A 6915-nucleotide genomic window follows, 5' to 3' on the forward strand; every position below is an offset into this window, starting at 1 on the left:
AGCTTCAGGAGCCGGAGTTTTATTCATATCCACCGAAACCACTTTTCCCACCGGCAAACTAGCAGGAAACAACTGACTAAAAGAAGAAGTTGAAACCACATCCCCAGGTTTAACATTAGGAACATTATCAAAAAATTCCATCACAGCTTTATTTTTTCCCTTACCCCGCAGAAAACCCATATGGCGAGTCCGAGTAACTGCCACACCTAATTGACTCGTAGGGTCACTGATTAAAAGTACCAAGCTAGTATTAGGAGTAACGCTCACAACGCGGCCGACCAAGCCACCTGGACCCATCACAGTAAAATCAGTTTTAATACCATCATTACTGCCCCTACCCAAAGTGACCTGTTGCCACCAATGGTCGGCACTACGGCCAATAATAGGAGCTACGACCCCTTTCTTTTTCTGACCAGAAACATAGTTTAAAAGCTCTTTTAGTTTCTGGTTTTGAGTTTCTAATTCTAATAACTGTGCTTGCAATTCCTGAGTGCGGGCCAAGATTAACTGTTCTTGCCCAGAGCCGTTGGCATGAAAGGGGCGAGTCACAAAATTGTAGACTTCAAACATTGCCGTACCTTGTGTTTGCCGAACTCCCCAAGCAGCAGTTACAGCTAAACCTAAAAGTGCAATTGGCAATCGCAGATCCCACCACCTGCGGAGTGTGTTTTTTAGCATAATTTCAAACTTTAAAATTGTTTTGTCAGGATTTTAGAGTTTAGATGGCAGCCAAATTCCTAAATCCAAAATCCCAAATTTGTTAACTACAATTACCGCGACTGCCCGCTAAAGACCCGTTCCAACATTTTGTTTTCCAATACCCGACCAGCTCCCAAAACCACGCAGCACAGAGGGTCTGCTGCAACGTGAGTCACAATTCCTGTTTCGTGACTGATCAGAGTATCTAAACCTTTCATCAGAGCCCCACCGCCTGCCAGCATAATTCCCCTGTCAATAATATCTGCCGCTAATTCCGGGGGTGTCCGCTCCAAAGTACGCTTCACAGCTTCCACAATTACTGAAAGCGGTTCCGACATACTTTCGCGAATTTCAGGACCTTTAATGGTAACAGTTCGTGGCAAACCAGACAGTAAGTGCAAACCCCGCACTTCCATCACCACTTCGTTATCCTCAGCCGTTGGATATGCTGAACCCACCTGAATTTTAATTTCTTCAGCAGTACGTTCGCCGATGACCAAATTGTGAACTTTTTTGACGTATTGGATAATCGCCTCGTTGAGTTCATCACCGGCAACCCGGACTGACTCGCTGATGACGGTACCTTGCAAACTCAAAACCGCAACTTCCGTCGTGCCCCCGCCGATGTCTATAATCATATTGCCCGTCGCCTCCGCCACAGGCAATCCGGCTCCGATCGCTGCTGCGATGGGTTCGTCAATTAAGCGGACCTCGCTAGCACCAGCTTGAGTTGCCGCTTCAATCACCGCCCGCCTCTCAACACCGGTGACACCGCTGGGGATGCCAATGATGATCCGAGGCTGAGATAAAGTTTTACCACGAACCCGACCAATAAAAGTCTTGAGCATGAGTTCCGCCGTATCGAAGTCAGCAATCACTCCATCGCGGAGTGGTCGAACAGCGATCACATTCCCAGGCGTTCGCCCAAGCATTTTTTTCGCCTCTTCTCCCACAGCCAACGGTATTTTCAGGTCTTGATCGATCGCAACTACAGAAGGTTCTTGGAGAACTATACCTTTGCCAGATACATAAACGAGCGTGTTAGCAGTACCGAGGTCGATACCCATATCGTTTCTAGATAAGGAAAATCGATTGAGAAGACCCACTGATTTGTACCCCCCCAAACTAAAATACTATTGTGTGCAATAATGTTGTTACAAAAGTGTAACCGAGGTGGATTCTATTACGTTTTTCATCCTGAGTCTAGTCAAAGCTGTACATTGTTGCACTTAAACTCCCTGGTGCCACTACACGGTTGAGTCAGCGTAGTCGAAGGAGATCGACCACTCTGTTACCGCTACCGTTACCATCAATGTGTTCTGGTAAGTGGGTGTAAAATCAGGATGAAGCTTGTATCAGTGCTGTTACCATTGTCATTCCCAGGGGTGTTTGGATGTAAGTACAGAGATAACGGGTAACAGATATAAGATTTTGACCAAGAAAATGGGATACAAGCCCCGTGCTTTTAGGACGGCTTTAATTTTGATTTTTTCCTGTTGATGGTTCAGTTTAAAAGTATTATTATACTTTATATGGTCACAGACCCGCCCGGATCAAAGATACTCCGAAACAAATAGCAAGGTTGAAAGTCCTGTCAGAGTTGAGATTAGAAACAGGGGAAGCAAAAGGGCAATGGAAATCCAACCCAGAAATGCAAAACAAGTATTTTGTACTTGCGGAAACAACAAAAAAGTCGCCCTAGGGCATTGGGAGACTCTAAACGGACACGGATCGACCGTAAGACTAATTCGTTAGCAAGTTGAAATGATGTGTCAAGAATCACCGCACTTATGACGGGCGGTGAGTATGTCAATACAGTATGGATAGACCTCATTCCTGAAAAATTTTATGAGCATTAATGTTGTAACTTTGGTCGGCCGCGTCGGTGGCGACCCGGACGTGAAATATTTTGAATCGGGTACAGTTAAGTGCAGTTTAACTCTGGCAGTGAGACGGCGATCGCGCAACCCAGACGAACAAACAGACTGGTTCAATCTGGAAATCTGGGGCAAAACAGCCCAGATTGCTGCTGACTATGTTCGCAAAGGCTCTTTAATTGGAGTCACAGGCTCTTTAAAGTTCGATCGCTGGCAGGATCGTAATAGCGGAGCAAATCGCTCCAAACCAGTAATTAGGGTAGACCAGTTAGACCTGCTCGGTTCCAAACGCGACAACGAGTCCAGTATGTCGCAAAACAACAGCGAATTCTAGTATTTGGCGGATGTGGGTAGTAAAATTTGGGGATTGGGTGGAATCAGGTGACTTCAGAAAAGCTAGAAATTGTTCAGAATGAATACCAAACTGGCAAAGTCGCCTTTGAGAGTGGTCGATATGCTCAAGCTGTCAAAAGTTTGGAAACAGCCAGAGGTTTAGTCGATCGCGGTTCCCGTCTAGGTGGCGAAGTGCAAATGTGGCTAGTGACAGCCTACGAAGCCTCTGGTAATACAGAAGAGGCGATCGGCCTTTGTCGCCAACTCACCCGCCATCCGCGCCAAGAAACCCGCCAACAAGCAAAACGGCTGCTATTCATTCTCGAAGCACCCAAACTCAGCATCCCTCCCGAATGGATGGTAAAAATTCCCGATCTCGCCGCACTAGAAGAAAATCCATCTTCAAATTTTCAAGTAGGGCCGAATGTCTCTTTTGTCAAGCCGACAATTCCGAAACGAAATGCCATAGATGAACCTGTGGATTTTAGTCAGGTGAATACGCAGGATAATCGATTTATTTGGGTGGCTTTAATTGCCATATTTTTGATTTTAGGTGGCTTGTTTATTAGTTATTAAGTAGTTTAATTATTGTGGAACAGGCATCTTGCCTGTTCAAAACAGGCTTTTATGGAGATGACTAATTATTGTGGAACAGGCATCTTGCCTGTTCAAAACAGGCTTTCATGGAGACAACCAATGGCTTTTAGCAATTACAAAAGTATCAGCGCTGTTGCCAAGGAATTCCAGATTAATTACCTGCGAGATAACTTCATTGTCGAAACAGAATTTGCAGTCAGCGACATTTTTCGGAATGAATTAGAACTGATTTTCAATGAAGGAGTATTTGACAACTCAGAAATCGCCATTTGTGAAAATATCATTTATCCTGTATTAAAAGAAGTTTGGAAAATTTATCGCAGTAATTTCCTCCTCTGGAGTCACCAAACCTTAATCTACAATGAAAATTTGTCAGGGATTCCAGATTATATATTGGCGAAGCGCTCCACCCTTGGTACTGTAGTTTTTGATAAGCCATATTTCATCTTAGTTGAAGCTAAGAAAGAGAGCGCCTTTGATGAAGGATGGGGGCAGTGTTTGGCAGAAATGATCGCCGTACAGCGACTGAACAATGAACCACAACAAACTATCTTTGGGATTGTTTCTAATGGGGCAATGTGGCAGTTTGGCAAGCTCAAGTTAGAAATGTTTACTCAAAATAAAGTTTTCTATACAATTCAGGATTTAGAGCGATTGTTTGGAGCAGTTAACTATGTGTTTAAACAGTGCGAATTACAATTATAGACGATAGTGCGAGATATGAGTTATAATAGGAGTTAAAAAGCTCCATATCTCGATCGCACGCGATTTTCGCGAAAAAGGTACATCTCATTTTTGCAAATATATTCGTAGGGGCGAAGCATTCCGGCACTAAATCTCTGGCGATCGCTAATAAATTATCTGCCGGAATGCTTCGCCCTTACAAAAATCAGATGCACCCCGCGACCAACTGTGGGTTCAATCCAACATCTACAATCCAACATCTACAATCCGATGACTACACTCCCACCCAACCGCGCCAAAACACTCAAAGAAGCTTACCGCGCTTGTGATGTAAAGCCTCTCATGGGCGATGATATTGCCCGATATTATGTGGATTTGTCCGCAGTACGCAACACAGTGGCGATCGACGATGTTAGCACGGATTTGGATCTTCAAGAACCCGGAGAATTTAACACAATTTTGTTTACCGGGCATCGGGGATGCGGCAAAAGTACAGAGTTAAAACGCATTCAGTCGCGATGGGAAAATGACTATCGGGTGATTTACATAGAATTCGACCAGGAACTAGATGTTCTTGATGCAGAATATACCGATTTATATTTGCTGTTTATCAACAAAGTAGCTGATGATTTAACTAAATTAGGATTAAAGTTTGACCCCAAACTTTTAGAGCGTTTTGAATCGTGGTTTAAAGAAGTCACTAAAGAAACAGAAGAAACTGTTCAATCTTCCGTTAGCGTAGAAACTGAAGCAAGTGCAGGTGTAGAAATTCCGCTTATTTATAAGTTGACAGCCAAATTGCTCGGTCAAATCAAAGGTTCTAGTCAACAAAAACAGGTGATTCGGGAAACTCTTCAGCGTAATTTGTCCCGCTTGCAAACAGATATTAATTTGTTATTGAAAGATGCTTTTGAGAAGCTGAGACGAAAATATCCAGACCGCTATGAGAAAGGATTTTTGGTAATTGTTGATAACTTAGACCGTGTTATTCCAAAAGTTGCTAATCATTTGTTTTTTGATTACGCTCCTCAACTCCAAGAACTAGACTGTACAATTATTTATACAGTGCCGATTTCGGTAATTTATTCCTATAAAAATGTCAGCAATTTATTTGATACCAATCCCAACATTGTGCCAATGGTGAATATTTATGAATTCGATCGCAGTGAGTGCGATTTAAATTACCATCAGCAAAGATTAGAGGGAGTTGCCAGTTTAATTGAACAGCGGGTTGATGTTGATGCCGTATTTGACCATCGCCAACAGTTGCTAGATTTGGCAAAAGCTAGTGGTGGTCATGTGCGACAATTGATGCAGACAACTCGATCGGCTTGTCGCACAGCCGTTACTCGCAGACATAGTAAAGTTTTGGCTGAAGATGTCACTTACGCTTTGAAGCAACAGCAATTTGACTTTGAAAGGTCTACTCCTACAGCAGAGTATTATACAATATTAGCGCAAGTTTGCCTCAACAAAGATATTGCTAAAGATGAAATCGGACAAACTTTATTATTCAATATTTCCGTTTTGGAATACAACGGCAATAGTCGGTGGAATTATGTCAACCCACTCGTAAAACAAAGCTATGCTTTCCAACAAGCCCTTAGATCAATTCAAGGAAATCCCTGAAATATACCGACAAAGGATTGTTGAACTCAATCAAGAATCTTTTGACCAATTGCTGACATTTGTCGATATTGTTCCCGACGATGCTTTTGATTTGGGATTTATTCAAAGTAATTTTGCCAAGGATAGAGATGCGATTATTCAGGCTTTAATTAGTCATCCCGATTGTCAAGAGATGCAGTTTGAGATTTGGGATTTTCCCGATCCTGAGATGCGCTTTTTGTTGGATGAAATTCTGAAGGTTTTCCCAACAGTTAAGGTTGAAGCAGACAAAAAGTTGGTTTTCGTGGTGCGGGGAGTCGAAAATGCGATCGGGATGACGGGGGAATATCCGCCGATGTTGGTGGATTTCAATTGGGTGCGAGATGCTTATCCGGTTATGGTGCCGCATCTCATGCTGTTTTGTTTGCCAGATTATGCGATTACGCGAGTTGCTAATTTTGCACCGGATTTCTGGGCCTGGAATTCGGGAACTTTTGTGTTTAAAACTCCTGTAAATACTAGAGATGATGCGATTTCTCAAACTCTGGATGCTAGCAAAGGAATTACAAATTGCGAGGTTCCAGAAAAGCAGGAACGGATCGATTTATTAAAACGGTTATTGATGGAATACACTCCCTCGAATGGGCGCGAGGAAACTCACGAGGATTTGAAAACTCGTATTAGGGTTTTGAATGATTTGGCAATTGCCTATCGCAGTCGGAGTGAATACTCGACAGCAACATACTATCTGAAACAAGCGTTAGATTTGGCGAAAGATGATGAAGATTTCATATCTTTAAAGGCAAATACTTTATATGAACTAGGATGGATTCAGGACGATTGGGGAAATAAAAAAGAAGCGATCGCATTTTATCAACAATCTCTCGAAATTTACGAAAAAATTGGCGATGTTCAAGGGAAAGCTGCTACTTTGCACAATCTAGCAATAATCTATGCGGATCAAGGGGAAGTAGAAAAGGCGATCGCATTTTATCAAGAATCACTCGAACTTAAGGAAAAAATTGGCAATGTTCAAGGGAAAGCAGCTACTTTGCACCAACTAGCAGGAATCTATGCGGATCAAGGGGAAGTAGAAAAGGCGATCGCATTTTATCAA

The 6915-nt window shown here is 42.8% G+C and carries 7 protein-coding genes; 5 read left to right on the forward strand and 2 right to left on the reverse strand.

From position 1 onward, the window contains the following. Together mreC and AAFP11_RS14955 are read right to left on the reverse strand one after the other, a co-directional pair. The coding region (mreC, locus tag AAFP11_RS14950; protein ID WP_341737782.1) for a rod shape-determining protein MreC at positions 1-678 on the reverse strand (678 nt) is incomplete at its 3' end. A 92-nt stretch (positions 679-770) separates the two neighbouring features. Next, positions 771-1805 carry a rod shape-determining protein gene (locus AAFP11_RS14955; protein WP_341737783.1) on the reverse strand — a complete coding sequence of 345 codons (1035 nt, stop codon included), beginning with the start codon at positions 1803-1805 and terminating at the stop codon, positions 771-773. Positions 1806-2547: 742 nt separating this feature from the next. Here AAFP11_RS14955 and AAFP11_RS14960 point away from each other — a divergent pair. From AAFP11_RS14960 to AAFP11_RS14980, 5 genes are all read left to right on the forward strand, one after another. Continuing rightward, positions 2548-2910, forward strand: coding sequence for a single-stranded DNA-binding protein (locus AAFP11_RS14960; protein WP_340523420.1), 363 nt, complete (start codon positions 2548-2550; stop codon positions 2908-2910). Positions 2911-2957: 47 nt separating this feature from the next. Further along, the gene (locus tag AAFP11_RS14965) at positions 2958-3485 is read left to right on the forward strand and encodes a tetratricopeptide repeat protein (protein ID WP_341737784.1); all 528 of its coding nucleotides are present in this window, start codon (positions 2958-2960) and stop codon (positions 3483-3485) included. Positions 3486-3605: 120 nt separating this feature from the next. Further along, positions 3606-4211: a hypothetical protein gene (locus AAFP11_RS14970; protein WP_341737785.1), complete on the forward strand. Its 606-nt coding sequence runs from the start codon at positions 3606-3608 to the stop codon at positions 4209-4211. A 249-nt stretch (positions 4212-4460) separates the two neighbouring features. Then, positions 4461-5819, forward strand: coding sequence for a P-loop NTPase fold protein (locus tag AAFP11_RS14975; protein WP_341737786.1), 1359 nt, complete (start codon positions 4461-4463; stop codon positions 5817-5819). Continuing rightward, on the forward strand, positions 5776-6915 hold a 1140-nt coding region (locus AAFP11_RS14980), incomplete at its 3' end, for a tetratricopeptide repeat protein (RefSeq protein WP_341737787.1). The genes AAFP11_RS14975 and AAFP11_RS14980, both read left to right, overlap by 44 nt.

The sequence above is a fragment of the Microcoleus sp. CAWBG640 genome, from assembly GCF_020883015.1.
Lineage (GTDB): Bacteria > Cyanobacteriota > Cyanobacteriia > Cyanobacteriales > Microcoleaceae > Microcoleus > Microcoleus anatoxicus.